The 23,064-nt window shown below is 68.5% G+C and carries 25 protein-coding genes; 17 read left to right on the plus strand and 8 right to left on the minus strand.

All coding sequences use genetic code 11. From position 1 onward, the window contains the following. Positions 1-13 precede the first annotated feature (13 nt). Positions 14-1,675, minus strand: a complete 1,662-nt coding sequence (locus RU01_RS04000) for an acyl-CoA carboxylase subunit beta (RefSeq protein ID WP_042573203.1) — start codon at positions 1,673-1,675, stop codon at positions 14-16. Between the two features lie 120 nt (positions 1,676-1,795). Between RU01_RS04000 and RU01_RS04005 the strand changes: the two genes are divergently transcribed. Genes RU01_RS04005 through RU01_RS04020 form a run of 4 tightly spaced genes read left to right on the plus strand, consistent with a single transcriptional unit; the run spans position 1,796 to position 5,276 of the window. Then, positions 1,796-2,677, plus strand: coding sequence for a biotin--[acetyl-CoA-carboxylase] ligase (locus RU01_RS04005; RefSeq protein ID WP_042573204.1), 882 nt, complete (start codon positions 1,796-1,798; stop codon positions 2,675-2,677). 25 nt (positions 2,678-2,702) lie between these two features. Next, positions 2,703-3,248 (plus strand): PH domain-containing protein, encoded by a 546-nt coding sequence (locus RU01_RS04010; protein WP_042573205.1) that lies wholly within the window; start codon positions 2,703-2,705, stop codon positions 3,246-3,248. A 9-nt stretch (positions 3,249-3,257) separates the two neighbouring features. Next, complete coding sequence (locus RU01_RS04015) at positions 3,258-3,941, plus strand: response regulator transcription factor (protein WP_042573206.1); 684 nt, start codon at positions 3,258-3,260, stop codon at positions 3,939-3,941. A gap of 9 nt (positions 3,942-3,950) precedes the next feature. Beyond that, the gene (locus RU01_RS04020) at positions 3,951-5,276 is read left to right on the plus strand and encodes a sensor histidine kinase (protein WP_042573207.1); all 1,326 of its coding nucleotides are present in this window, start codon (positions 3,951-3,953) and stop codon (positions 5,274-5,276) included. Positions 5,277-5,292: 16 nt separating this feature from the next. Here RU01_RS04020 and RU01_RS04025 read toward each other — a convergent pair whose 3' ends face one another. After that, positions 5,293-5,874, minus strand: a complete 582-nt coding sequence (locus RU01_RS04025; RefSeq protein WP_042573208.1) for a GtrA family protein — start codon at positions 5,872-5,874, stop codon at positions 5,293-5,295. Positions 5,875-5,928: 54 nt separating this feature from the next. On the opposite strand from RU01_RS04025, the gene RU01_RS04030 reads away from it, so the two are divergent. The 5 genes from RU01_RS04030 to RU01_RS04050 are packed head-to-tail and all read left to right on the plus strand — an operon-like array spanning position 5,929 to position 8,917. Next, positions 5,929-7,221 (plus strand): 5-(carboxyamino)imidazole ribonucleotide synthase, encoded by a 1,293-nt coding sequence (locus tag RU01_RS04030; protein WP_042573209.1) that lies wholly within the window; start codon positions 5,929-5,931, stop codon positions 7,219-7,221. Beyond that, the gene (gene purE / locus RU01_RS04035; RefSeq protein ID WP_042573210.1) at positions 7,214-7,723 is read left to right on the plus strand and encodes a 5-(carboxyamino)imidazole ribonucleotide mutase; all 510 of its coding nucleotides are present in this window, start codon (positions 7,214-7,216) and stop codon (positions 7,721-7,723) included. Before RU01_RS04030 ends, purE begins: the two co-directional genes overlap by 8 nt. Next, positions 7,720-8,148, plus strand: coding sequence for a fluoride efflux transporter FluC (locus RU01_RS04040; RefSeq protein ID WP_042573211.1), 429 nt, complete (start codon positions 7,720-7,722; stop codon positions 8,146-8,148). The genes purE and RU01_RS04040 overlap by 4 nt, the downstream gene beginning before the upstream one ends. Further along, positions 8,145-8,519 (plus strand): fluoride efflux transporter FluC, encoded by a 375-nt coding sequence (locus RU01_RS04045; RefSeq protein ID WP_042573212.1) that lies wholly within the window; start codon positions 8,145-8,147, stop codon positions 8,517-8,519. The genes RU01_RS04040 and RU01_RS04045 overlap by 4 nt, the downstream gene beginning before the upstream one ends. After that, positions 8,516-8,917 (plus strand): hypothetical protein, encoded by a 402-nt coding sequence (locus RU01_RS04050; protein ID WP_231568591.1) that lies wholly within the window; start codon positions 8,516-8,518, stop codon positions 8,915-8,917. Before RU01_RS04045 ends, RU01_RS04050 begins: the two co-directional genes overlap by 4 nt. On the opposite strand, the gene RU01_RS04055 is transcribed toward RU01_RS04050, so the two are convergent. Both RU01_RS04055 and RU01_RS04060 read right to left on the minus strand, forming a co-directional pair. Next, positions 8,898-9,626, minus strand: coding sequence for a TIGR03089 family protein (locus RU01_RS04055; protein ID WP_156148787.1), 729 nt, complete (start codon positions 9,624-9,626; stop codon positions 8,898-8,900). The genes RU01_RS04050 and RU01_RS04055 overlap by 20 nt on opposite strands. Before the next feature lie 22 nt (positions 9,627-9,648). Then, positions 9,649-11,082 carry an LCP family protein gene (locus tag RU01_RS04060; protein ID WP_042573215.1) on the minus strand — a complete coding sequence of 478 codons (1,434 nt, stop codon included), beginning with the start codon at positions 11,080-11,082 and terminating at the stop codon, positions 9,649-9,651. Positions 11,083-11,433: 351 nt separating this feature from the next. Here RU01_RS04060 and rfbD point away from each other — a divergent pair, with 351 nt between their 5' ends. From rfbD to RU01_RS04075, 3 genes are all read left to right on the plus strand, one after another. Then, the gene (gene rfbD / locus RU01_RS04065) at positions 11,434-12,318 is read left to right on the plus strand and encodes a dTDP-4-dehydrorhamnose reductase (RefSeq protein ID WP_042573216.1); all 885 of its coding nucleotides are present in this window, start codon (positions 11,434-11,436) and stop codon (positions 12,316-12,318) included. A 10-nt stretch (positions 12,319-12,328) separates the two neighbouring features. Then, entirely contained in the window at positions 12,329-13,198 is an 870-nt protein-coding gene (locus RU01_RS04070; protein ID WP_042573375.1) for a glycosyltransferase family 2 protein, read from the plus strand. Positions 13,199-13,286: 88 nt separating this feature from the next. Next, positions 13,287-14,363, plus strand: coding sequence for a sugar phosphate nucleotidyltransferase (locus tag RU01_RS04075; protein WP_042573217.1), 1,077 nt, complete (start codon positions 13,287-13,289; stop codon positions 14,361-14,363). Here RU01_RS04075 and RU01_RS04080 read toward each other — a convergent pair. Genes RU01_RS04080 through cofD form a run of 3 tightly spaced genes read right to left on the minus strand, consistent with a single transcriptional unit; the run spans position 14,360 to position 17,234 of the window. Next, on the minus strand, positions 14,360-14,935 hold the full coding sequence (locus RU01_RS04080) for an NUDIX hydrolase (protein WP_042573218.1): 576 nt from the start codon (positions 14,933-14,935) through the stop codon (positions 14,360-14,362). The genes RU01_RS04075 and RU01_RS04080 overlap by 4 nt on opposite strands. Then, a complete protein-coding gene (locus RU01_RS04085) occupies positions 14,932-16,281 on the minus strand; it encodes a coenzyme F420-0:L-glutamate ligase (protein ID WP_042573219.1) in 1,350 nt (449 codons plus the stop codon). Before RU01_RS04085 ends, RU01_RS04080 begins: the two co-directional genes overlap by 4 nt. Beyond that, positions 16,278-17,234 (minus strand): 2-phospho-L-lactate transferase, encoded by a 957-nt coding sequence (gene cofD, locus RU01_RS23310; protein ID WP_042573220.1) that lies wholly within the window; start codon positions 17,232-17,234, stop codon positions 16,278-16,280. Before cofD ends, RU01_RS04085 begins: the two co-directional genes overlap by 4 nt. 542 nt (positions 17,235-17,776) lie before the next feature. Here cofD and RU01_RS04095 point away from each other — a divergent pair. Then, positions 17,777-18,049, plus strand: coding sequence for a WhiB family transcriptional regulator (locus RU01_RS04095; RefSeq protein WP_042573376.1), 273 nt, complete (start codon positions 17,777-17,779; stop codon positions 18,047-18,049). Between the two features lie 9 nt (positions 18,050-18,058). On the opposite strand, the gene RU01_RS04100 is transcribed toward RU01_RS04095, so the two are convergent. Then, the gene (locus tag RU01_RS04100; protein ID WP_231568599.1) at positions 18,059-18,481 is read right to left on the minus strand and encodes a metallopeptidase family protein; all 423 of its coding nucleotides are present in this window, start codon (positions 18,479-18,481) and stop codon (positions 18,059-18,061) included. Between the two features lie 173 nt (positions 18,482-18,654). On the opposite strand from RU01_RS04100, the gene RU01_RS04105 reads away from it, so the two are divergent. From RU01_RS04105 to manA, 4 genes are all read left to right on the plus strand, one after another. After that, on the plus strand, positions 18,655-19,062 hold the full coding sequence (locus RU01_RS04105; RefSeq protein WP_197074681.1) for a DUF3499 domain-containing protein: 408 nt from the start codon (positions 18,655-18,657) through the stop codon (positions 19,060-19,062). 122 nt (positions 19,063-19,184) lie between these two features. Continuing rightward, positions 19,185-20,555, plus strand: a complete 1,371-nt coding sequence (locus tag RU01_RS04110) for a phosphomannomutase/phosphoglucomutase (protein ID WP_042573223.1) — start codon at positions 19,185-19,187, stop codon at positions 20,553-20,555. A 55-nt stretch (positions 20,556-20,610) separates the two neighbouring features. Next, positions 20,611-21,750: a hypothetical protein gene (locus tag RU01_RS04115; RefSeq protein WP_042573377.1), complete on the plus strand. Its 1,140-nt coding sequence runs from the start codon at positions 20,611-20,613 to the stop codon at positions 21,748-21,750. A 43-nt stretch (positions 21,751-21,793) separates the two neighbouring features. Further along, complete coding sequence (gene manA / locus RU01_RS04120; RefSeq protein WP_042573224.1) at positions 21,794-23,038, plus strand: mannose-6-phosphate isomerase, class I; 1,245 nt, start codon at positions 21,794-21,796, stop codon at positions 23,036-23,038. Positions 23,039-23,064 lie beyond the last annotated feature (26 nt).

Here is a 23,064-nt window from a genome sequence, read left to right on the forward strand (position 1 = left end):
GGAACCCGTGGCATCAGAGCGGGATGTTGCCGTGCTTCTTCGGGGGCAGGGTGACCATCTTGCGTTCGAGTAGGCGCAGTGCGGTGACGATCTGTCCTCGGGTGTGGCTCGGGGGGATGACGGCGTCGACGTAGCCGCGTTCGGCGGCGACGTACGGGTTGACAAGGGTGTCCTCGTACTCGTTCTGCAGCTCGAGACGCAGCGCGTCGACGTCGTCACCGTTCTTGGCTGCTTCGAGGAGTCGCTTGCGGTAGACGAAGCCGACGGCGCCGGAGGCGCCCATGACGGCGATCTGGGCGGTGGGCCAGGCGAGGTTGAGGTCGGCGCCCATGTGCTTGGACCCCATGACGTCGTAGGCGCCGCCGTAGGCCTTGCGGGTGATGACGGTGATCTTGCCGACGGTGGCCTCGCCGTAGGCGTAGAGCAGTTTCGCGCCGCGGCGGATGATGCCGTTGAACTCCTGGTCGGTGCCGGGCAGGAAGCCGGGGACGTCGACGAGGGTGATGATCGGGATGTTGAAGCAGTCGCAGGTGCGCACGAACCGGGCGGCCTTCTCGGAGGCGTCGATGTCGAGGGTGCCGGCGAACGCGGTGGGCTGGTTGGCGACGATGCCGACGCTGCGCCCGTCGACGCGGCCGAACCCGACGATGATGTTGCGGGCCCGCCCTTCCTGCACCTCGAGGAACTCGTCGTCGTCGAGGATGCGGCGGATGACCTCGTGCATGTCGTACGGGGTGTTCGGCGAGTCCGGGATCAGGGTGTCGAGTTCGAGGTCCTCGGCGGTGAGGTTGTCGGCGATGGCGCCGTCGATGGGGTCCGAGGGTGCCATGCGGGGCGGTGTGGCCTGGTTGTTGGAGGGGAGGTAGCCGAGGAGGTCGCGGACGTAGTCGAGGGCGTCCTGTTCGCCGGAGGCGACGTAGTGGGCGACGCCGGACTTCTCCATGTGGGTGTGGGCGCCGCCGAGGTCTTCCATGGTGACGTTCTCGCCGGTGACGGTCTTGATGACGTCGGGTCCGGTGACGAACATCTGGGAGGTCTTGTCGACCATGACGACGAAGTCGGTCAGCGCCGGGGAGTAGACGTGTCCGCCGGCGGCGGGTCCCATGATCAGGGAGATCTGGGGGACGACGCCGGACATGCGGACGTTGCGGTGGAAGATCTCGCCGTAGAGGCCGAGGGAGACGACGCCTTCCTGGATGCGGGCACCGGCGCCCTCGTTGATGCCGACGAGGGGGCGTCCGGTCTTGAGGGCGAGGTCCATGACCTTGACGATCTTCTCGCCGTAGATCTCGCCGAGGCTGCCGCCGAAGACGGTGGCGTCCTGGGAGAACACGCAGATGTCGCGGCCGTCGACGGTGCCGTAGCCGGTGACGACGCCGTCGCCGAAGGGGCGGTTGTCGGCGAGGCCGAAGTTGACGGAGCGGTGGCGGGCGAGGGCGTCGAGTTCGACGAACGAGCCCTCGTCGAGCAGGGCGGTGATGCGTTCGCGGGCGGTGAGCTTGCCCTTGGCGTGCACCTTCTCCACAGCTGCTTCGCCCATGGGCTGCTCGGCCTGGGCCTGGCGTGCGGCGAGCTCGGCCAGCTTTCCGGCAGTGGTGTGGATGTCGGGAGCGGCAGCCCCCGTCTCTTCCCGAGCCACTGATTCCTGCGCGGACGCATCCTGAACACTCGTCATAGACCAGCACTGTATCGACGTCTCGCCCCGGAATGCGGGAGGGGTCGCCTCGGCTCGTCGTGTGCTGCTCGTGAGACTTCGCGGCGGGTGGGCGTGAGAGTGCCTCTCTATGCTCGCCCCATGTGGGAAAACCTGGACAGGCCTCCGCTCGACGCGCGCGCCATCAGCCGCGCACTCGTCGACGGTCCGCGCGGGTCGTGGTCGCGAGTCGACGTCGTCGGGCGCACCGGGTCCACCAACGCGGACCTGCTGGCAGCGTCAGCCACCGCGGCCGACCGCACCGCGCTGATCGCCGACGTCCAGGACCACGGTCGGGGCCGTCACTCGAGGTCCTTCACCGCGCCCGCGGGTTCGCAGGTCATCGTGTCGGCGCTGCTGAAACTGCCCGGGATCGCCCCCGAGTCCGTGGGATGGTTGCCCCTGCTCACCGGAATCGTGGTCGTGGACGTCGTTCGATCCGTCTCCGAGGTGGATGCGGTTCTGAAGTGGCCCAACGACGTCCTGATTCGCGAGGACGACACCTCGGTTGCGGCCTCCGGGGACACCCGGCGTCGCGGGGGCAAGGTCGCCGGCATCCTGGTGGAGGTCGCGTCGACCCACCCTGTCGTGACGGCCGTGTCGGGTGTGGGCATCAACGTCAGTCTCACCGAGTCCGAGCTGCCGGTGCCCACGGCGACGTCCTTGCAGCTCGCGGGCGCCACCGTGATCGACCGCAGCACGCTGGTGCGTGCGTTCCTGCGGGCCATGGGGTCGGCCATGGACGAGTGGCGGGACACGGGGTGGGACACCGCACCACTCGCCGATCTGTACCGGACCCGGTGCGATACCCTCGGCCGCCGCGTACGGGTGAGCATGCCCGGCGACGTCGAGTTGCTGGGACGTGCCACGGACATCGATCGGCACGGCCGCATCGTCGTGGTGCCGGAGTCGGGTGATTCCACGCCTGTCGCCGTATCGGCGGGCGACGTGACCCACCTCCGGGCCGTCGACGACCCGGCCTGACACGGACGACAACGAAGGAGGACCGATGGCTTTCCCTCAGGACGCGCTGGGGCACGAGGAAGAACTCGTCCTCCACCGTCACCCGCACTGGAAGATGTTGGTGCTACCGGTGCTGACGTTCCTGGTGATCACCACCCTGGCGGGCTTCGGCGCCGGCGTGCTCGAACGGTCGCTGGAGTCCACTGCTCGGACCGCCGCACTGCTGGCGCTGCTCGCGCTCTGGGCGGCCGTGATCGTGTGGCGGACACTCACACCGGTGCTGCGGTGGAAATCGACCCACTTCGTCGTCACCGACCGCCGGGTCCTGGTTCGCCAGGGCATCCTGTCCCATTCCGGCATCGACATCCCCGTCCGACGGGTGTCCAACGTCCAGTTCCGGCACGGTCTCGTGGACAGAATGCTCAAGACGGGCACTCTGGTCATCGTCGCCAGTTCCGACGACCCCCTCGAGTTCGACGACATTCCCGACGTCGAGCGGGTGCACTCGTTGCTCTACCACCAGGTCTTCGACGCCCAGAATCACGGCGGGTACGACGACGGAGAGAACTTCGGCCCGGCGCGCACTACGTAGGGTGGTCCGGTGACCGAAGTACTGCTCGCCGAAGACGATGAAGCCATCGCGACACCGCTGTCCCGTGCCCTGGGCCGTGAGGGGTACACGGTGACGGTCGAGCAGACCGGACCCGCTGCTCTCGAACGCGCCCTGCAGGGGTCGTTCGACCTGCTGATCCTCGATCTGGGTCTGCCCGGAATGGACGGCCTCGAAGTGTGCCGTCAGATCCGCGCGACCCGGTCGGACCTGGCCGTTCTCATGCTCACCGCGCGGACCGACGAAGTGGACTTCGTCGTCGGACTCGACGCCGGTGCCGACGACTACGTCAGCAAACCGTTCCGCGTCGCCGAGCTGATGGCGCGTGTCCGCGCACTGTTGCGCCGACGAGGTCCCGCGTCGGAGGACGGGGTGATCGAGGTCGGTGGACTGCGACTCGAACCCGCCGCCCGCCGTGTCCTCCTGGACGGTCACGAGATACCGCTGGCCAACAAGGAGTACGAGCTGCTCAAGATTCTTCTCGACCACGCCGGGCAGGTGGTCTCCCGCGAGACCATCCTGCGGGAGGTGTGGGGAGATGTGGAACTGCGCGGTTCCAAGACCCTCGACATGCACATGTCGTGGCTGCGACGGAAGATCGGCGACGAGGGCACGGTTGCCGAGCGTCGCATCGCCACGGTGCGCGGTGTCGGCTTCCGAATCAACACGGACTGACGGCCGCGCATGAGGCGTCGCATCCTGCAGTCGATCCTCGCGGTCGTCATCCTCACGGGAATGTTGCTCGGGATCCCGCTGACGTACACCGCCTGGTTGTGGGTCGAGGACTTCACCCGCGGGGATCTGCGGACCCGCCTCGAGCGCATGGCGTCGGAGATCATCGACCAGGAGGGTGGCGACGGCCGCGTCGACGGCGGACTGGACACGGCGTCACTGAGGCTGGTCGTCCCGATGGGTGGCCGACTCGTCGTTGTGTACCCCACACCGGAGAACCCGGCGTCGCGGATGGACATCGGGGTTCCCTCCGTCGAGGACCCGATCGAGGAGTCGCTGTCGATGGGAACCTCCGGGTCGCTGCTGCTCGAGGTGCCGTCCGCGCAGATGCGGACCGCGCAGAAGCAGGCAGTCGGTGCCGTGGCCCTCGTCGTTCTGGCCTCCATCGCGTCGGGAACCGTCGTCGCCGTCCTCACCGCCCGCAGGCTCGCGAACCCACTTCTGCACGTCGCGGGTCGAGCCGCGCGACTCGCGGAGGGCGACTTCCGGACGGACCCGACGCGATACGGCATCGCCGAACTCGATCGCGTCTCCGACGTTCTCGACTCGGCGTCGGTGGAGATCGTGGGTCGGCTGCAGCGTGAGCACTCGTTGGTCGCCGACGTCTCCCACCAGTTGCGCAGTCGGTTGACGGCCGTACGGCTGAGACTCGACGAACTGTCGGAACATCCCGACCCGGAGGTGGTGACCGAGGCCAACGAGGCGATGGCGCAGGTGGATCGGTTGACCACCGCGATCGACGACCTGGTGCGCTCGTCCCGAAGCGACGGCGCCGCCGATGCGTCGACCGTGCGAGTGCGCGGTGAACTCGAGCCGGTGATCGACGATTGGCGACGCCCGTTCGCCGAGGCCCATCGAGACATCGTGCTCAGCGGAGATTCCGCGGTGACGGCGATGGTGACCGGTTCACGTCTGCGGGAAGCGGTCTCGGTTCTGGTGCACAACGCTCTCGATCACGGCGACGGACGGTGCGTCGTCTCGGTGCGGCTCGTGGGGGAGGGCAGGGCCGCCTCGCGGGACGGAGCGCGTCCGTCCGTGTGCGTCGAGGTCGCCGACGAAGGGTCGGGCGTCAGCGACACTCTGGCACCGCACATCTTCGATCGCGGATTCTCCGGGGCCGGGTCCACCGGCGTCGGACTCGCGCTCGCCCGCGCCCTGGTGGAAGCGGACGGCGGGCGACTCGAACTTCAACGACGACGTCCGGCTCTGTTCGCTGTCTTCCTTCCCGCGGCGCGGGACGCGCAGGTCGTCATGTCCGGAGTGGCCGAGCCGCGCTAGAGGCAGCGTCTCCGCGTCAGCTGTGGCCGAGGAACTGGGTCTGCTCGTCGTCCGGGTCGACGGTGTCGGGATCCTCGTCCGGGGGATCGAGCGGGTTGGCGATGATGCCGCGCCCGTTCTCGTCCGGAAATGCGAACCGGCGCAGGGCCCAGAAACGGAAGACCATCTGCAGCAGATTGCCGATGACGTAGTTCAGCACGAAGTCGATGATGATGAGCGCGGTCAGGCTGGCCTGACCCTCGCGGACGTCGAAGACATTGTTCGCGATCCAGAGCGGCGCCGCCGCCAGGATGACGCCGATACCGCTGATGGTGAAGAACAGCAGGGCTTCGTGGTGGCGTTCGCGCCCGCCGCGGTTCTTGAACGACCACTCACGGTTGAGGATGTAGCTCAGGATCGTGGCCATGACGCCGGAGAAGATCTTCGCGACCACGGGCTTCGACTCGAGGACGGTCAGGCTCAGCGAGTAGAAGATGACGAGGTCGAACACCATCGTGGTCGCACCGACGATGGCGAACTTGATCAGCTCCGAATGGCGGAGAGCCATGTTCCGGAAAGGCTGCGGGATACCGGCAACCACACGGTCGATCAGAGGCACGGTCAGTCACTTTACGAAGAGCAGTGCACAAACACTAATCGGACTCGTGACACCATGTACGCCGTGACAGCAGAGGATTCGCCGAATTCGGACATCACCGTGCAACCGCCGCGCGAGGACCCCCCACGGGACCGCACGACGAGAATGCCGGTGGTAGCGATGATCGGTGGAGGTCAGCTGGCGCGCATGACGCATCAGGCCGCTATCGAACTCGGCCAGACCCTGCGCGTGCTGTCCGCCGGCCCCGATGAGCCCGCGGCGCGGGTCAGCGCCGACGTCGTGATCGGTGAGCACACGGATCTCGCGGCGCTGCGCGCCGTCGCAGCGGGTGCCGACGCGCTGACCTTCGATCACGAGCACGTTCCAACGGAACACCTCGACGTCCTCGTCTCCGAGGGAATCAACGTCCAACCGCCGCCCGACGCGTTGATCTTCGCTCAGGACAAGTTGCGCATGCGCACACGACTCCGTGAGCTCGGCTTGCCCGTTCCCGATTTCGCCCAGGTGACGTCGGTCGAGGACGTCGTGGCGTTCGGGGAGGCGCAGAACTGGCGCATCGTGATCAAGGCGATCCGGGGCGGGTACGACGGCCGCGGTGTCTGGATGCCCGACACGGCGCAGGACGCAGAGGCCGTGGTCTCCGAGCAACTCGCAGCCGGGGTTCCGCTGATGGTGGAGCAACGCGTGGAGATGGCACGGGAACTGTCCGCGATGGTCGCGCGATCCCCGTTCGGGCAGGGCGCCACATGGCCGGTGGTCGAGACCGTGCAGCGGTCCGGACAGTGCGCCGTCGTGATCGCGCCCGCTCCGGGCCTGTCCGACGATCTGGCGGCCGAGGCCGAACACATCGCCTTGACGGTCGCCTCACAGCTGGGCGTCGTGGGCGTCATGGCGGTGGAGATGTTCGAGAAGGTCGACGGCACGCTGTCGATCAACGAACTGGCGATGCGGCCTCACAACTCCGGCCACTGGACCCAGGACGGCGCGCGGACCTCACAGTTCGAGCAGCACCTCAGGGCGGTGTTGGACTACCCGTTGGGCGACTGCGCGCCCCTGGCGCCGGTGACCGTCATGGCCAACGTGCTGGGTGCGCCGGAGCAGCCGACGTCGTCGATGGACGAGCGCGTGCACCATCTCTTCGCCCGTATGCCCGACGCCAAGGTTCACCTCTACGACAAGGGTGAGCGCAAGGACCGCAAGATCGGTCACGTGAACATCGTCGGCCCGATCACCGGGTCGGCGAGCAGTGCCGAGCACGTGGCGGAGGTGCGCGAACGCGCCGAACGCGCCGCGCACTGGCTGTCGCACGGTATCTGGACCGACGGATGGGATCCGCATCATGGCTGAGAGCACTGCCGTTCGCGTCGGCATCATCATGGGCAGCGACTCCGACTGGCCGGTGATGGAGGCGGCCGCCGAAGCCGTCGCCGAGTTCGGGGTTCGATTCGAGGTCGGTGTCGTCTCGGCCCACCGCACCCCGCAGCGCATGCTCGACTACGCGCGGGAGGCGTCGGGGCGGGGCATCCAGGTGATCATCGCCGGCGCCGGCGGGGCCGCACATCTGCCCGGCATGGTGGCATCGGCAACGCCCCTGCCGGTGATCGGTGTCCCGGTTCCGCTGAAGTACCTGGACGGCATGGATTCCCTGCTGTCGATCGTGCAGATGCCGGCCGGTGTCCCGGTGGCCACCGTGTCCATCGGCGGCGCGCGCAACGCGGGCCTTCTCGCCGTACGCATTCTGGGAGCGGCCGATCCCGTTCTGCGCGAACGTATGTCGGAGTTCCAGCGAGGACTCGAGCAGATGGTCCTGCAGAAGGACGACGCGCTGCGACGGTCGCTTCTCGAGTGACGACGCGGCCCGTGCACCGAGATGTCGGCGCGCTCGGTCTCGTCCTCCTCGGCGGTGCGGCGGGAACCGCGGCGCGATTCGGCGTGGAGCGCGGATGGCCCACGGCCGCCGGCGAATGGCCCTGGGCCACCTTTACCGTGAACATCGTCGGCGCCGTCGTGCTCGGAATGCTCCTGCAGGCGTTGATCGGCGCCGGCCCGGACACTGGTGTCCGTCGGCGCATCAGGCTGCTGGTGGGCAGCGGCTTCTGCGGGGCTTTCACGACGTACTCCACCCTCGCGCTCGAGACGGTGACCTCCGTACGTGCCGACGCTCCCGTACTGGCCGCGTTGTACGTGCTGATCTCGCTGTCGGTCGGTGTGTGCGCGGTGTTCGTCGGAATCATTGTGGGCCACAGACTCTCTCGACTAGGGGAGCAGCGATGACGTCTCTCGCTCTGCTCCTGACCGTCACGGCCGCGGGCGCCGTGGGAGCCGTGACGCGCGTCGTCGTCGAATCGATGGTCGGCACGCGGTGGCGAGGCGTCCCCCTCGCCGTTCCGCTGATCAACGTGTCCGGGTCGGCAGCGCTCGGCGTGCTGGCCGGCCTGGTCCTGTTCCGAGGTGCCCCCGACACGCTCACCACGATCGTCGGGACCGGCTTCTGCGGCGGCTTCACGACGTTCTCCACGGCGATGGTCAACGCGGTACGTCTGGTGCAGGACGGCCGTACCCGCGCGGCCCTCGTCTCCGTCTCCGCCACAGCGGGGCTCTCCGTCGGAGCCTGCGCGCTGGGTATGGCGGTGACGGCGCTGTGACGCCTCCTCGACCGTCGGTGCGGACGGTGTCACGGGGGAGTCGTCAGGTCACGGCGGTCACCTGGCTCGCGCTTGGTTGGGCGCGTCTGTGGGGAGCGAGAATCAGTCTGGACGAACCGTCGTCCCTCCTGGTGTGCGAGGGCATGAGGTGGGGCTTCGCACGCGGCGGAACCTGCGTCGGCGCAGCGTTCCTGACCGGCACCGTGTTGCGGGATCCGGGCCGACGCCGCGCCATGCTGACTCACGAGTCGGTGCACGCCGACCAGTGGGCGCGTTACGGCGTGTCGTTCGTCGTCCGATATCTGCGTGAGGAGTTCCGTCACCCCGGAGCGGCGAATCGCTTCGAGATCGAGGCCGGGCTGGGCGACGGCGGCTACCTCACCCGGCGACGGTCGTGACCTTCTCCGTGGCGACGCGGCGATCCAACGCGGCCGGGTCCAGCGCCGTCACCTGAACCAACGAGGCACCCGCGGCGAGCACCGCCAGCAGCCCGTCGATCAGACCCTCGGGGTCGTCCCAGGTGCCCGTCGCCAACACGCGGTCCTCGGCAGTGAGTCCCCGGGCGCCTGCCCGGCCGTGTGCATCCGCGAGGACGTCCTCGACGGAACGGCCGTGCAGCGCAGGACCCGAACCCGCCGGAACGAACTGGTCACCGTGCACGCGGACGGACGTCGCGTAGTCGGTGACACCGAGAGGCAGGCCGTCGATCGGCCGACCGAAGGGATCGAGGGACAGCGCAGCGACCTCGCGCGCGTCGGCAGCGTCCACCCCGGAGGCGGTCACCAGCGCGACGGCCGCGTCGGGATCGGATCCCAGGACGACGTCGGCGCCGGCCCACCATGCCCCCAGCAGCACCGATGCGGTCTGCCAGTGTGCGGGTAGGGCGACGCTGACAACGTCGCCGGGCGAGACGCCCAGTTCGTCGCGGAGAAGGTTCGCGGTCTTGGCCGCCCAGTTCGCCAGGGTGACGGCCGACAGTTCGATGCGTTCCCCGGTCGAGTCGTCGTAGTACGTGATGCAAGGACCGGCAGCGTCGGCTGCGAGGATCGGCGCGAGCAGGTGATCGGTGAGGGTCGCACCGCGGCCCGGGGACGGCATCTGAGACATGCCGTCGACTCTAGTGACTCGGTCAGTTCACGCACTGAGGGCCGGCGGCACCGGCGTCGATCGGGTTCGCCGCCGCGGGTGCCGGAGTGGCCGTGTCCCCTGCCGGGGACACACCCGGCAGGGCAGACGGCTCACCGGAACTCGACGGCGTGTAGCCGGACGCCAGCACCACTCGGACCGTGCCGGCAGGAAGGGAGTCGTCCGTCGCCGTGGTGTCGGCACCCACTCGCGCCGCGACGGCCGTCGCGGCGTCACCGTCGGACGACCCGGCGTACACCGTTGTCTCGGTCACACTGTCGCCCTCGTTGTTGCCGACCTGTCCGGCGACGAATCCCTCGGAGCTCAGCGTGTCCGACACCGACGACGCCAAGCCGTCGACACCGCTGTCGTTCGCCACGTCGACCGTCACGGACGAGGCATCGATGTCGGGAATGCTCGGCGTGGTCGTGGTGCTCTCGGGCGGAGCCGCGTCGCCGATCAGGCCTCGCACCCACGCCTGCACCTCGACCGGGTTCACCGCGACGATGGACTCGCCGTAGTCGGTGACACCGTTGATGTCCGCGACGGGGATCGTGTCGAACGTCACCGCGCCGCCGGCAACGTCCTGCAGCTTGGTGGCGAAGTCCAGGACATCCCAGTCGTCGTCGATGGTGACCGACCGCTGCACGGCAGACCCGAGTTGTCCCAGAGTGCCGGGGTTGCTCAGCGTCCTGGCACTCAACACCTTGCGGACCAGCGACGCCATGAACACCTGCTGGCGAACGATCCTGTCGAGATCGCCGCGCGGAAGATCGTGCCGCTGGCGGACGAAGCTCAACGCGTCGGCGCCGGACAATGTCTGCTGACCGGCCGCGAACCGAGCGCCGGACAGGGGCTCGTCCACCGGAGCGTTCAGGCAGACGTCGACTCCGCCCACCGCGTCGGTCAGCAGCACGAATCCCAGCAGGCCCACCTCCGCGTAGTGGTCGACGGTGACCCCGGTCAGACCGGCGACCGAGTCGATGAGTGCCTTCCGCCCGGCCAGCGTCGACTCGCTGTCGGCTTCCGCGTCGGGAACGCCGCTCTCCACCAGTTCGAGACGCTTCTCTTCCTTGGTGGCGCCGTACGCCGCGTTGATCTTGCTGTCGCCGATACCCGGCACCGCGACGTAGGAGTCGCGCGGAATCGAGATGGCGGACGCCGAGGAGCCGTCGTTCGGCACTCGGATCAGGATGATCGTGTCGGTGTTGTTCGCCACCTCGTCGCCGGCCCTCAGGGAGTCCAGTTCCCCCTGGGACAGAGCGTTCCCGTGTGCGTCCGTGCGGCTGTCCGTGCCGACGAGCAGGATGTCGACCGCTCCGTCGGCGCCGTTGCCCAGACCCAGATTCGACACCGTCGCCAGATTGCTGCGCAGCGAGTCGATGCTCTGCCAGGCGACGCCCGTCACCAGCAGCGCGCCCGCCGAGAACAACGCCACGGCGATGCGACCGGCACGCGACGAGCCGGCCGCCGCGGCTCCCGACCTCGGCGGCTTCGTCGGTCGATGACTGGTGGGAACGCGCTCGTGGCGTCGCCCGCGTTCGCTGCGGGGTTCCGACGTCCTGCGGGGATCCGAGGTTCTGCGGGGATCGGAGGACCTGCGGGGATCGGCATTCCTGCGGGAATCGGATGCGCTGCGGGGTCGTCGCTCGGCACCGCGCGATGTCCGGGAGCTGTACGGATCGCGCGGTGTCCCGGGGCCCGTCACAGAATCCGTCACGCTTCACAGGCTAACGGCAGCATCGCCGTGCCCGGCGCAAGCGGACACGGCGTGCCACACTCGATCGCTGTGAGTAGAGACGCAGAGTCGGGCACCCGAATCGTGATCACGGGGGCCGGGGGACAGCTGGGCAGGCAGATCCTTGCCCGAGCCGACGTGGTCGGTCGTGCGGGCGCCGAGGTCCGGGGATACGGCTCGGCCGAGCTCGACATCACCGACCCCTCGTCGATCGCGGCGGCCGTGACACCGGGAAGTGTCGTCGTCAACTGCGCCGCACACACGGCGGTGGATGCTGCCGAATCCGAGGAGGACCGGGCAGCTCTGCTCAACGAGATCGGCCCGCGACTGCTGGCCGAACGCTGTGCGGAGGTCGGAGCCCGACTCCTCCACGTGTCCACCGACTACGTCTTCGCCGGCGCGGCCTCCACTCCGTACGAACCGACCGATGCCACCGGGCCCACGACGGCCTACGGCCGCACCAAACTGGCGGGGGAGCGCGCCGTACTCGCCGCGCTGCCCACCGCGACCGTCGTCCGGACGGCGTGGGTCTACACCGGCACGGGATCCGACTTCGTCGCGACGATGCTCCGCCTCGAGCGTGAGCGCGACACGCTCGACGTCGTCGACGACCAGGTGGGATCGCCCACCTACTCGGCCGACCTCGCGGACGCGCTCCTCGAGGCCGCGGGACGATCGGATCTCCCCCCGATCCTGCACGCGACCAATGCGGGAACTGCGTCGTGGTTCGACCTCGCGCGTGCGGCGTTCACCGGTGTGGGAGCAGATCCCGAGAGAATCCGTCCCTGCGGCAGCGACCGGTATGTCCGGCCCGCGCGCAGGCCCGCGTACTCGGTGTTGTCGCCCGTGGCGTGGAGCGATGCGGGGCTCACCCCGCTGCGTCCGTGGCGTGACGGTTTGTCCGCCGCGCTCGAGGCTCGGTCGCTCGCCCAGTAGGGTGACCGGCGTGAGTGCGCCCCTGGCCGTCGTGACGGTGACCTATTCGCCCGGTGAGCATCTGCAGACGTTCCTCGAGTCCCTGACCGCGGCGACGACGCGGCCGGTGACGGTGATTCTCGCCGACAACGGTTCCACCGACGGCACGCCCGAGGCCGCTGCGTCGGCGTACGAGAACGTCACGTTGTTCCGCACCGGTGAGAACATCGGCTACGGCGGCGCCGCCAATCGTGCTGTCGCGGAGATCGATCCTTCGATCGAGTTCGTCATGGTGGTCAATCCCGACGTGTCGTTCTCGCCGGGGTCGATCGACGCGCTCCTCGACGCTGCGGAGCGCTGGCCCCGCGCAGGGTCGCTGGGTCCGCTGATCCTCGAACCGGACGGCTCGCGGTATCCGTCGGCCCGACGCGTTCCCGATCTGACGTCCGGGTCACTGCACGCCGTGCTCGGCGGCGTCTGGCCCGCCAATCCCTGGACGCAGCGCTACCGGCAGGACACCGAGGAAGTCAGCGAGCGTTCCGTCGGATGGCTGTCGGGGTCGTGCCTGCTGCTCCGACGCGCTGCGTACGACTCGGTGAACGGGTTCGACTCGCGGTACTTCATGTACATGGAGGACGTCGACCTCGGCGACCGGCTGGGCAAGGCCGGTTGGCAGAACGTGTACGTCCCCAGCGCCGTCGTGACGCACGCGAAGGGTCACGCAGCGGGGCGCCATCCCGAGTCGATGTTGCCCGCACACCACGAGAGCGCGTACCGCTTCCAAGCAGACCGCCACCCCCGGAAGTGGCAAGCTCCACTCCGATGGACACTCCGTGCGGGTCTTGCGGTGCGTTCGAAGGTGGTCGTGGCGGCTGCATTGCGCACTCGCGACGACGCCTGAGCGTTTCTCCGCCGTCGCCACCCCGGTGTCGGTCCAAGATGTGTCGGTCGAAGATCCACGTTCGTGTCAACAGGGAAGGCCATACGAGATGACCGGTTCGGCGACAGATGCCGTTGTCCTGGTGGGAGGAAAGGGCACGCGACTGCGGCCGTTGACTCTCTCCGCACCCAAGCCCATGCTGCCCACCGCGGGTCTGCCGTTCCTGACGCACCTGTTGGCGCGTATCAAGTCGGCAGGAATCGACCACGTAGTGCTCGGGACGTCGTTCAAGGCCGAGGTCTTCGAGGAGTATTTCGGAGACGGGAGCGGGCTCGGCCTCGAGCTGGAGTACGTGTTCGAGGAAGAGCCGATGGGAACCGGCGGCGGTATCCGGAACGTCCTTCCGCGTCTGCGCGCCGACAACGTGATGGTCTTCAACGGAGACGTCCTGGGCGGCACGGATCTTCGCGGCGTGCTGGACACTCATCGCACGACCGAGGCCGACGTGACCCTGCACCTCGTCCGGGTCGGTGACCCCCGCGCGTTCGGTTGCGTCCCCACGGACGAGAACGGACGCGTCACCGCGTTCCTGGAGAAGACCCAGGATCCGCCCACCGATCAGATCAATGCCGGCTGCTACGTCTTCACGCGCGAGATCATCGAGGGCATTCCGTCCGACCGGCCCGTCTCGGTCGAGAGGGAAGTCTTCCCCGCACTCCTCGCCGACGACAAGCGCGTGTTCGGACACGTCGACGCGGCCTACTGGCGCGACATGGGTACGCCCGAGGACTTCGTCAAGGGATCCGCCGACCTCGTCCGCGGCATCGCGCCGTCGCCTGCGCTCGACGGCCCCCGAGGTGAGTCGTTGGTGCATCCGGGCGCAGGAGTGGCGCCCGGCGCACTGTTGATCGGCGGGACCGTCGTCGGCCGCGGCGCCGAGGTGGGTGCCGGGGCACGTCTGGACGGCGCCGTGCTGTTCGACGGTGCCCGCGTGGAAGCCGGGGCCGTCGTCGAACGGTCGATTCTCGGCTTCGGCGCTCGTATCGGACCGCGGGCACTGGTGCGCGACGCTGTCATCGGCGACGGCGCGAACATCGGCGCCCGCTGCGAACTGCTGCGTGGTGCACGGGTGTGGCCGGGAGTCACCCTTCCCGACGGCGGCGTCCGCTTCTCGACCGACGTCTAGCGGCGTCGTTCGGCGCGAGTGATCATCTCGCGCAACACCTCTCGCTCGGCGCCTTCCTCCCCGTCCGGGAGGTCGTCGACGGGCCACCAGCGGAGATCGTTCGATTCCGCGCTGCGCACGATGTGAGCGTCGTTGGCTGCGCGGACCACGAACCGCAGGTCGAGATGACGGGTGGGTACACCCAGCGAACACGTGATCGGGTGCGTGTGGATGGACAGCAACTCGGGTTCGAGAATCAGGTCCTCGACGCCGCTCTCCTCCCGCGCTTCCCGCAACGCGGCGTCCCGCACGGTCGCGTCCTCGGGTTCGCAGTGGCCGCCCAGCTGCAGCCAACGACCGACCCGCGGGTGCAGTGTCAGGAGCACGTGGCACCCGTCCCGATCGAGGACAAGTGCCGACGCCGTGATGTGTCCGGCTACGTTCTCCCGTAGGCACCCCTTGGGTGCGCTGTCGAGGAACGCGAGCATGGTGTGCCGCATGGTGTCGTCGTGGGGATCGTCGGTGTCCCACGTGCGGAGGATGTCCACGGCGGACCCGTGCAGGGTCCCGGGCGCGCTCGTTCGCTCGGTCACAGCACCACGAGCGCGGCGCCGGGTGTGGTGGAGGCGCGAGGAGCCGGCGCCGTCCGAGGATGGCCGACGGCGATCGCACCGGCCGGCTGCCACTCGTCGGGCAGTCCCAGCTGCGTCCGCACGACATCCGCGGCGAAGATCGTGGAACCGACCCAGCAACTTCCGAGGCCGCGGGCGGCGAGCGAGACCAGCAGGGCCTGGACCGATGCCCCGGCCGCGACCGTGAACATCGTCGCCTCCGCAGCGCTGCGCTCGGCATCCGGATAGTCGTGCGCGTCCTCGAGGACGACGAACGCGAGCAGTAGTTCCGGGGCATCGCGCAGGAGATCGCCCCGGGCCAGCCGAGCCGCGACGGACTCCGCACTCTTCCCGTCCCGCTCGAGATCCTCGCGCCACCGTGCCGCCATCGCGTCGAGAAGTGCCGTGCGCACCGAGGGCGTTCGCACCGCGACGTACCGCATCGGGTGCGAGTGGTGGGGTGCGGGCGCGCTGAGCGCATCGGTCACGGCCGCATCGACGGTCACGGGATCCACCGGTGCGGAATCGAAGTCGCGAACGGAGCGTCGAGCGGACACCGCGCCGATCGCGCCGCGACGCCACGCCTCCTCGGTACCGAGCCAGAACAGATCGTCCTCGCCGGGGCGGACCAGGTCACGTGCCGACGACCCGTCGTCGACCATGTCGAGTCCTCGGACCACGGCGACGGGAACGGAGCCGAGCTTCCCCTTGACCAGGTCACCGGCAGAGGCGAGTTCGTCGGCGAGAGCGACCTCGGTCACCAGCAGATCGTTGCCCTGGCTGTCGCGGCCGCCGGCGTACTTGTGCAGCACGGGCAGGCCGGCGGATCCGATGGCGTTGTCGGTCTGTCCGTTGCGCCAGGCTCGACCCATGGTGTCCGTGACGACGACGGCGACGCGGACGCCGAGCGTGCGCAGGACTCCGTCGCGCAGAGCGCGCGCCGATGCGTCCGGGTCCTCGGGCAGCAGCGCGAGTTCGGAGGTGGCCACGTTGGATCCGTCGATGCCGGAGGCCGCTTGCACGATGCCGAGCTTGTTCTCCGTGATGAGCGTGCGCCCACGCTGTGCCAGGACACGGACGGCCTCCTGCTCGACCAGCTTGCGTCTGAGGGCATCTCGCTCCTCGGCGTCCACCGGTGCGGACACGAGGCGTCCCTCGACCTTGGACAGGATCTTGCTGGTGACCACGAGGACGTCGCCGTCCACGAGCCACGGAGCCGCCGTGGTCAGGGCCGCGACGAGATCGTCGCCGGGACGGAACTCGGGCAGCCCCGCGACGGGAACGATCTCGAGGGAACCGCCGGGCGCGTGATCGCCGGGTGTCGTCACAGAACACCCGCGGCGTCGAGTGCGGCCTCGACCATCTTCGCCGTCACGGACGGTTCCGTCATCAGCAGCGGCACCGCGCGGACGTCGACGCCGGGGACGTCGGCAGTGTCGGTCTCGTGGATCAACCAGGCGTCCAGGATGCCGGCCGCCGATCGTGCGCCGTAGTGCCGACCGATCGCTTCCGCGGTCGTCTCGACACCGATGACGCTGAGGCATTCGTCGGCCATTCCTCGGAGAGGTTTGCCGTCGATGACGGGGGAGAGGCCGACCACCTTGGCGGAGGTCGTGCGCAACGCCGAGCGGATTCCCGGCACGGCCAGAACGGCTCCGATGCTGACCACAGGGTTGGACGGCGCGAGAATCACGACGTCGGCCGTCTCGATGGCCTCGAGCACGCCCTCTGCCGGAGTCGCCTTGTCGGCGCCGACGTACGCGAAACTGTGAGTGGTCACAGCGGCTCGGTGACGGACCCACCATTCCTGGAAATGGACTGCCTTGTCGGTGCCGTCCTCCGGATCGGTGATGACGACGTGTGTCTCACTGCGATCGTCGGTGACCGGGATGAGGCGGACACCCGGCGACCACCGGTCACAGAGTGCTTCGACCACGGCCGACAACGGATACCCGGTGCGGAGCATGCGAGTACGGATGAGGTGGGTCGCGATGTCGCGGTCGCCCAGTCCGAACCAGTCGGGCTGAGCTCCGTACGCGGCGAGTTCCTCCTTGACACTCCAGGTCTCGTTGCGACGACCCCACCCGCGGTCGGTATCGATGCCGTCGCCGAGGGTGTACATGCAGGTGTCGAGATCCGGTGTGATGCGAAGGCCGTGCATCCACACGTCGTCTCCGACGTTGACCACCGCCGTCACGTCGCCGTCGTCGCCGAGAAATGCCCGTACGCCCTGGAGGAATCGTGCGCCGCCGACGCCGCCCACCACCACAGTCACCTTCATGGTTCTCGAGCCTAGGCTGTGGCGACCGCCGGGGATTTCGCCGGGCGTGGCCTCGCCGGGCCCGGCACGGTGCATCCGACGCGAAACACCGTACGCACGTCGCCTTCCGGGAGAACGGGGAATCGGATGGTATTGCAGAAAGTCCCGTCCGCTTGACCGCGACACACCGCGGCGTGTCTAATCACAGTCATGTCATTACCGGTTCGGACGGCGGAATCGCTTGCAGCGAACCATCGTTCGAACACGTGTTCCCATGGCGACGGCGGGGTCCTCGATCCTCGTTCCGTCCGGGTGTCACGGCGACTCGCTCTTCGATCCGGCTTCACGGTCGATCATCGACACAAATGACCGACAACAACTGCGCTCGAACAGGTGAGGAGGCGGAAGTGATGCCTGAACAACACCAGGACTTCGGTCGTGGGGATTCCGTCGTCGACCGTCTCGAGGTCCAGGACCCCGAGAATGCCGACGCCGACTACGAGACCATCGAGCCGATCGAGGGTCCCGACCGCGAGGTCGACCCTCCGCTCACCAGCCTCGGGATGCCCGCTCCCGCACAGCATCTCAGCCTGGTGCTCGACGATGCGGACTCCCTCGAGGAGCAGTGGCAGGAACGCGCACTGTGCGCTCAGACGGATCCGGAGGCGTTCTTCCCCGAGAAGGGCGGCTCCACCCGCGAGGCCAAGCGGATCTGCCTCGGCTGCGAGGTCAAGGACGACTGCCTCGACTACGCACTGGCCCACGACGAGCGCTTCGGCATCTGGGGCGGCCTGTCCGAGCGTGAGCGTCGACGCCTCAAGCGCGGCATCGTCTGAGCCGCTCGCTCAGCTCTCCTCGGGGTCGGGATCCACGACCTCGGGGGTGACGCCGAGGTACGTCGCGACCTGCTCCACGAGAACGTCGTGAACCAAGTCCGTCAGCTCAAGCGACGTGTGTGCTCGTCGCTCCAACGGGCGTCGGAACAGCACGATTCTCGCCCGTGTCGTCGCCCCCCGCGTGTCCACTCCCGCGGGGACGAGTCGCGACAGCGGCACCGGTCCTTCGGCCACGACCTCCGGCGGCCAGTTCACCGATTCCGGGTCGACGGCTCGGATCTTCGGCACATCGTCGACAGCGATGTCGAGTTTGACCAGGCGGTCGTGCCACTTCCGATCGATCTCGGCGAACGCATCGAGTACAGCGGCGTCGAACTTCTCCGCACGCGACTTGCGGGCAGGGACAGACTCGGGGAGAAGGGTTCCGCGCATGCCGCGTCCGCGTCGTGCCGCGGACCGCGACGTCGACGGGCGGCTGGGCCTACCGTTGCGGGACGAGGCTGATCCGGTGGACGTCACGGCGATCATGGTACGGCCGGGCGCGACGGAAGCATCAGTGGCGTGTCGGCGCAACCGACCGATCACCGGGCGCTAAGGTTCGGTGTGTGAGAGCTGTGCGGGGATGCTGCCGACCGGGATGTAACAGACCGGCCGTTGCGACGTTGACGTACGTCTACTCCGATTCCACGGCCGTCGTCGGCCCCCTCGCCACAGTGGAGGAACCCCACTCGTGGGACCTGTGCGAGGTACACGGAGTGTCCACCACTGCCCCCAAGGGGTGGGAGATGGTGCGCTACGAAGGTGGATTCTCTCCCTCGAGTCCCGACGACGACGATCTGACGGCTCTCGCCGAAGCTGTTCGCGAAGCCGGTTCACGACGGCGTCCGGCCACGCTGCCGACGCGACGCGGAGCGGTTGCCGACTCCGCGCCCGGTTCCGACCTCCCCTCTGCACCGACTGCACGTACCGGTCGCCGAGGGCACCTGCGCGTTCTGCCCGATCCGCAGAACTGACTCTCGCGACGGGTACGGACGACACCTCGCGAGAGAGCCTGTGGCACTAGGCTCCAACGAGGCGACGACAGTTCTGCCGTCGTCGAATCCGTCCGGTACGTCCGAAGTTGCAGGAGTGTGTAGTGGCCAGACCAGCTGACCTGGTTCACAGCGTCATCAAGGCGTACGACGTCCGTGGTGTCGTCGGTGAACAGATCGACGAGGCGTTCGTCTCCGATGTCGGCGCTGCATTCGCGCGACTGATCCGTGAGGAAGGAGTGTCCGGACGCGTCGTCGTCGGACACGACATGCGTGACTCGTCGCCGACGCTGTCGGCCGCCTTCGCTCAGGGTGTCTGCGCACAGGGTCTCGACGTCGTCCTCATCGGTCTGGCCTCCACGGACCAGCTGTACTACGCATCGGGAATCATGGACTGCCCCGGCGCCATGTTCACGGCGAGCCACAACCCCGCGAAGTACAACGGGATCAAGCTCTGCCGCGCCGGCGCGAAGCCGGTCGGACAGGATTCCGGTCTGGCGACCATCTCCGAGGGCGTGGTGCACGGTGTGCCGTCCTACGACGGTGACATCGGATCGGTCACCGAGCAGGACGTCCTCGAGGATTACGCGACCTTCGTGCGCGAACTCGTCGACATCTCCGGAATCCGCTCACTGTCGGTGGCCGTCGATGCGGGCAACGGCATGGGCGGGCACACCGTTCCGGCGGTGTTGACACCGACGCCCGTCACGGTGCATCCCCTCTTCTTCGAGCTGGACGGCACGTTCCCCAACCACGAGGCCAATCCGCTCGAGCCGGCCAACCTCGTCGATCTACAGAAGTTCGTGCGGGAGACCGGCGCCGACATCGGACTCGCCTTCGACGGCGACGCCGACCGATGCTTCGTGGTGGACGAGCGCGGCGAGCCCGTGTCGCCGTCGGCGATCACGGCACTGGTGGCCGAGCGGGAACTCGCGAAGCACCCGGAATCGACGATCATCCACAACCTGATCACCTCACGCTCGGTCCCCGAGCTCGTCGAGCGACTCGGCGGCACCGCGGTGCGGACACGCGTCGGACATTCGTTCATCAAGGCGCTCATGGCCGAGACGGGTGCGGTCTTCGGTGGAGAGCACTCCGCTCACTACTACTTCCGCGACTTCTGGGGTGCCGACTCGGGCATGCTGGCCGCCCTCCACGTCCTCGCCGCGTTGGGTACGCAGGATCGGCCGCTGTCGGAACTGATGAGCAAGTACGAGGTGTATTCGGCGTCGGGAGAGATCAATTCGACCGTCGCGGACGCAGCGGGGCGGACTGCGGCCGTCGTCGAGGCGTTCGCCGATCGCACGGTCGCGGTGGACGAGCTCGACGGTGTGACGATCGATCTGGGAGACGCAGCGTGGTTCAGCCTGCGTTCGTCGAACACGGAACCCCTTCTGCGCCTCAATGTGGAAGCGCGCACGGACGAGGATGTCGACCGCCTGACCACGGAGATCCTGAGCATCGTCCGCGCGTGATGCGGATCGACTGTCATAGTGGTGGGACGGTTCTCGAGAGGCAGGTGAGGTGTCCATGACTGCACCGTCGGTACACGTCGATCTCGACGACGCTGATGCGGTACTGGCCGCCGATTCGCTCGGCGCGCTCCATTCGGCCGCGCTGGCCGGCGCTCAGATCCGCGCCACCGCGGCAGCGGTCGCCGAGGGCGCGCTCGTCCGTCTCGACGGATTGAGGCCACGCAGTGTGGTTCTCGTGGCGGCGTCCGGTCCGGCTCGCCGCGCGGCGGCATTGATCATGACGGTCGTCGCCCCCACGGCGGGAGTGCCGGTCGTGCGGGTTCCGGTGACGCCCCCGTGGGTCGGGCCTCTCGACGTGGTCGTCGTCGCGGGTGACGACGCCGGTGACCCGTCCCTGGCAGTCTCCATCGGCGCCGGTGTCCGTCGGCGCGCCGAGGTCGTCGTCGCGGCGCCCGACGAGGGACCGGTCGCCGATGCCGGCGCCGGCCGCGTGGTCTCCCTGCCGCCACGGGTGCGGGTTCTCGACCGGAACACGTTTCCCCGCTACGTCGCCGTCATGGCGGCGGTCCTGGCAGCGGTCGATCCGGCGTCGTCGATCGGTGACCTCGACGCCGTCGCCGACGCGGTCGACGCCGAGACGATGCGTCATCACGCATCGGTCGAGGTGTTCCAGAACCCGGCCAAGGGCCTGGCGTCGCGAATGGCGGGGCGACGTGTACTGCTGACCGGCGACGACGTCGTCGCAGCCGACGTCGCGCGGCACGGGGCAGCTGTTCTGCTCCGGGTGGCGGGTGTGGTGGCCGCAGCGTCCGAGCTCTCGGACGCCGTCGGGGTGGTTCACGATCTCGGGCGAGTGGGCGGTGACGCGCCGACGGAACGCTCCGCGGAGTACGACCCGCTCTTCCACGACGACCAGCTGGACGGGCCACGCCCGGCCGACCCGGTCCGAATCTTCGCCGTGTCCACCGACGCCGACGACAGCTCCGTCAGACGCCGCGTCGCGGTGCTCGGCGAAGTCGACGTGGTGCGGGCCGACGACGTGGGCGCGCGCGTCGACGACGAGATGTCCGGCGATCGGCGACCGGCGGCGACCGAACCGTCGACGCCGGTAGGAACCGTACTGCGGCGCGCACTGGTCCTCGCGGTACGTATCGAGGCGGCTGCGGCGTATCTGCAGCTCTCCGGCGGTAACTGATGGGTGGACGATCGAACGTCCCACGGATGACAGGCGGTGGTCGGTGAACCTTCTCGACGGAGCAGCACGGTCCTACGCATGGGGGTCGCGCACGGCACTCGCCGAACTCCGCGGGGTTCCGGCGCCCACACGTCATCCCGAAGCGGAGATGTGGTTCGGCGCGCACCCGGGCGATCCCGCCCAGCTGCGCACCCCGGGCGGAGCGGTGTCGCTGCTCGACGCCATCGATTCGGATCCCGGTTCGCTGCTCGGCCCGACAGTGGTGGACCGATTCGGTGACCGGCTGCCGTTCCTGGTGAAGTTTCTGGCAGCCGAGGAGCCGTTGTCCCTGCAGGCCCACCCGTCGCTCGATCAGGCACGCGAGGGTTTCCGCCGAGAGAACGCGGCCGGAGTGCCGGTGGACGCGCCGACGCGCAATTACCGCGACGCCAGCCACAAGCCCGAACTGGTGGTCGCGCTCACCGAATTCGATGCGCTCGCGGGCTTCAGGACTCCGTCGAAGACCGTGGAATTGTTCCGTCTGATCGGCGCGGACGAACTGCGGCCGTACACCGACATGCTGGACGGGCAGCCCGATGCGAGCGGGCTCCGAACGCTGTTCACCTCGTGGATCACGTTGCCGCAGCGCGCCTTGGACACGCTGTTGCCCGCTGTCATCGACGCCTGCGTGCGGGCGCTGGAGCGAGCGGACGACACCGGTGACCGGACGTTCGTTCCCGAATTGCGGACGGTGCTGGAACTCGGTGAGTACTACCCCGGGGACGCGGGTGTGTTGGCAGCCCTGCTCCTCAACCGGGTGACGCTGCAGCCGGGTGAGGCCCTGTACCTCGATGCCGGGAACCTGCACGCGTACCTCCGCGGAACGGCCGTCGAGATCATGGCCAACTCGGACAACGTCCTGCGCGGGGGATTGACCCCCAAGCACGTCGACGTGCCGGAACTGCTGCGGGTGCTCGACTTCGAACCGCTAACATCACCGATTCTCGAGTCCGAGACCGGGGACGACGGCACAGTTCTCTACCCCACTCCTGCACCGGAATTCGCGCTGATCGCCATCGGATTCACCGCGACGACGGACGGCGGACGACCGCGGGTACTGGGGCACGCGGGCGACCCGGCTCCGCGGATCGTGCTCTGCGTCGACGGCCGTGTCCAGATCTCCTCCGGCGACACCGTTCTGATCATGGAACGGGGGAGCGCCGTGTGGATCGCGGCCTCGGATCCCGATCCGTCGCTATGTGCGATCAGCGATTCCGCGCGAGTGTTCGTCGCCGGCGTCGGTCGCTGATACGGGCGAACCTCGCACGACACGCG

It is taken from the genome of Rhodococcus sp. MEB064, from assembly GCF_000834565.1.
Classification (GTDB): Bacteria; Actinomycetota; Actinomycetes; order Mycobacteriales; family Mycobacteriaceae; genus Rhodococcoides.